Genomic DNA, 2,366 nt, shown 5'->3' on the forward strand with positions numbered 1-2,366 from the left:
CCGGTCAGGTCACACGCCGGGTCCGACCTGCGTCAGCGCGCCTATCGTGACGGGAGCGACATCAAGGATCACACAGTTGAAGTTCAGGAACGCTCCGTCGCCGATGGAGATGTGCTGACCATAGTCGCAGTGAAAGGGCGGACGCACCACCGCGTCCTCGCCGACAGAAGCGAAGAGTTCGCGCAACATCACCCGCCGCTCGACCGGTGATGCCGCGAGGGTCGCATTGTACCGAACCATCCACTCCCGCGCACGCTGAGCATCCAACCTCAGTTCCGGGTCGCCCGGCCGGTAGGCTTCGCCTGCGAGCATCTTTTGCTTCTCGGTTCTCACGATCCCTCAATCTTCACGTTGGGTGCGATATCGGCCCACTCTCAGGCGGTAATATGTAAGCGCCAGCGTGGCCGCTTTCGGGACGCCCCGAGAACCTTCAGCATGCCCGGCATGGGTCGGCAACGGACGAGCGCGGACGTAGCGATATTCCCCGCTTCCGACCCATGGCAGGTGCAGATTCGGCCCATTGAAACGAATGGCGCGCTCTAGGTTTGAAGGTGCAACGCCGAGGTACCCATGCTCTACGAACTCACTACCCTTTCGTGCCCGTTGCTAGCTGTCGGTCGAGCATCCGAGGGCGTTTATGACTGGGTGAACGACGCAGAGGCCAAGGGTAAACTGTTTGGCTGCTGGCGGACCGAGATAGGAACACTCGGTCGCCTGATCGTGCTGCGTGGGTTCGAGGCACCGGAGGATATGACTGCCGAGCGCCGCCGGGCGCTTCTGAGCGCTAACCCGTTCAATGCGGGGAGCGTGGTGACGGCGCTAGAAATGGACAGCTACGCGCCACTTGCCTTTCTGCCGCCGATCCGGACCGGGGACCGGGGTGGGGTGTACGAGTTCCGGACTTACCACCTGAAGCCGGGCGGGCTGCCGCCAACGCTCGCAGGCTGGGAAGCGGCTATTGCACCGGCACGCGAGTATACCGAGCATCTCGTCACGAATATGTATGCCCTCGATGGCGCACCGCGGATCACACACATCTGGGGCTTCACGAGTTTGAAGGAGCGGGCCGATCTACGCTCTTGGGCCTATGGTGCTGGTGTATGGCCGCCTGAGGGAGGCCCCGAGCAGATTGCCGAAGGGACTTCGACGATTGCGCTTCCACAAGGGCCATCTCCCCTGGCGTAAACAGTCCTCAGAATGGCTCGCAGATGACTGCTTTCGCATTGCGTTGGCAGCCGTCAGGATGACTGACATTGTCGCCAGCGGAACGACCGCTTGGGGTGGATTTCCGCCGGTCTGCTTTCGGGCAGCGATCGACGGATGCGGACATCGCCTCCGCGCCCGCTCACGACTTATTGCGGGCGCTGCGTAGGTCTTCTTCGAGATTTTCGATGTTGCAGGAGCCTAACTCGCCGGCCATACCTCTCCGACATCTCAAGTGGCTATATCCGTAATTCGCGAATCGGTAGTCAGATGACGTTGAGAGACGAGTGGCTCCAGTCGCAGCTTGAGGCAGACAGTCACTATGCTGAGCAATTAGAGTCTTTAGACCCGCAGCACCAAGGTATAAGCCTCGTCTGCCCTTCCTGCTCAAATCCATCATGGGTCATGCTGCCGCTTGAGCGCAGAGACAACATCCCGCCGATCAAGATCGCATGCCCCCATGGATGTGGTCACTTTGAGGAGGTGGAGGCATTCAATCTTACTTCCGCTCCCGATGATCCAATTGAATATGATGTTGAGGTTATTTGCCCACGTGATCAAACAAGATACCGTACATTCGGAAAGTTTCACCGCTGTCCATTTTGTGCGTATGAAAACTCCCGGGAAATTATGCGAGAAGCGAGTGACCTGACCGGTATTTTGGACCGAGCCGATGGAGAGGCTACTGCATGGCCGCTGCTATGGGTAGCCGGACGGCCAGATCCGGGAAGCTGACAGGAGCGGGCGGCCGATAGACCAGGGACGAATGCGGCCGGACGCGGTTGGTGGTAGTTTGCCAAAGACCGAATACGAATCGCGCCTCGTTCATCTGTTATAATATCACTGTGTTCAGGCACTCATCCCGAAGCTTGCCATTTATGCTCTAGCAGTGCCCGTTCTCCCACGGCGAGCCCGGCGCAAGGTACTGGATCTGTGCGCCGGCTTGGGGGACCCATTTGCGCAACGCCTTGGAGGTCATCTCAGGGCCATTATCGCGGCGTATGTGCTCCGGGATGCCGGGCAGGCACATGGCGTCGGCCAGCGTCTCGATCACGCCGACGCTGTTGATGCATCGCGCCACCTTCAGCGCCAGACAAGCTCGGCTATGCTCGTCGATCAGCGTCAGGACCCGGAGCGAGCGTCCGTCGTGGGTCCGCGCCTGG

General features: G+C 60.0%; 1 protein-coding gene and 2 pseudogenes. 1 reads left to right on the forward strand and 2 read right to left on the reverse strand.

Annotated features, from left to right (window positions below; genetic code table 11):
• Window positions 1-12: 12 nt before the first annotated feature.
• A pseudogene (locus MKK65_RS00080) lies at window positions 13-333 on the reverse strand (maltose acetyltransferase domain-containing protein); the annotation flags it as partial.
• Window positions 334-570: 237 nt separating this feature from the next.
• Here MKK65_RS00080 and MKK65_RS00085 point away from each other — a divergent pair.
• Complete coding sequence (locus MKK65_RS00085; RefSeq protein ID WP_243954244.1) at window positions 571-1,185, forward strand: NIPSNAP family protein; 615 nt, start codon at window positions 571-573, stop codon at window positions 1,183-1,185.
• Between the two features lie 700 nt (window positions 1,186-1,885).
• On the opposite strand, the pseudogene MKK65_RS00090 reads toward MKK65_RS00085, so the two are convergent.
• Window positions 1,886-2,366, reverse strand: a pseudogene (locus MKK65_RS00090) (integrase core domain-containing protein); the annotation flags it as partial.

The sequence above is a fragment of the Methylobacterium sp. J-001 genome, from assembly GCF_022829565.1.
Classification (GTDB): Bacteria; Pseudomonadota; Alphaproteobacteria; order Rhizobiales; family Beijerinckiaceae; genus Methylobacterium.

What these genes read in the sequence shown, in the direction of transcription:
- MKK65_RS00085 (WP_243954244.1), top strand. Translation starts at nt 571, where the DNA reads ATGCTCTACGAACTCACTACCCTTTCGTGCCCGTTGCTAGCTGTCGGT.